This window comes from Paraburkholderia sp. SIMBA_054 (genome assembly GCF_046534875.1).
GTDB lineage: Bacteria > Pseudomonadota > Gammaproteobacteria > Burkholderiales > Burkholderiaceae > Paraburkholderia > Paraburkholderia hospita.
The window spans coordinates 1-240 of the sequence record NZ_JAWRXV010001616.1 but is presented as its reverse complement, the minus strand read 5'-3'; the positions used below and the strand labels follow the sequence as shown (position 1 = coordinate 240).

Annotated in this window: 1 protein-coding gene; it reads left to right on the top strand. The window is 55.0% G+C overall.

Annotated elements, in window-relative coordinates; all coding sequences use genetic code 11:
- Positions 1 to 219 (top strand): acetolactate synthase small subunit (gene ilvN, locus SB822_RS60545; RefSeq protein WP_410859581.1); only part of this gene is annotated, 219 nt, incomplete at its 5' end.
- Between the last annotated feature and the right edge of the window lie 21 nt (positions 220 to 240).

Below are 240 nucleotides of genomic sequence, written 5' to 3'. Positions count from 1 at the left end.
AAGGTTGCCGGCAAAGGCGAGGCGAGGGCGGAAACGCTTCGTCTTGCCGACGCATTCAAGGCCAAGGTGGTTGACGCGACGACAGATCACTTCATCCTGGAGATCACCGGGAAGACTGCCAAGATTGATCAGTTCATCTCGATCATGAAGCCACTCGGACTGGTTGAGACCTGCCGTACGGGTGTTGCAGCCATGAACCGTGGCCCGGAAGGCATGTAAAAGCTTTCAACTGAAATCGAT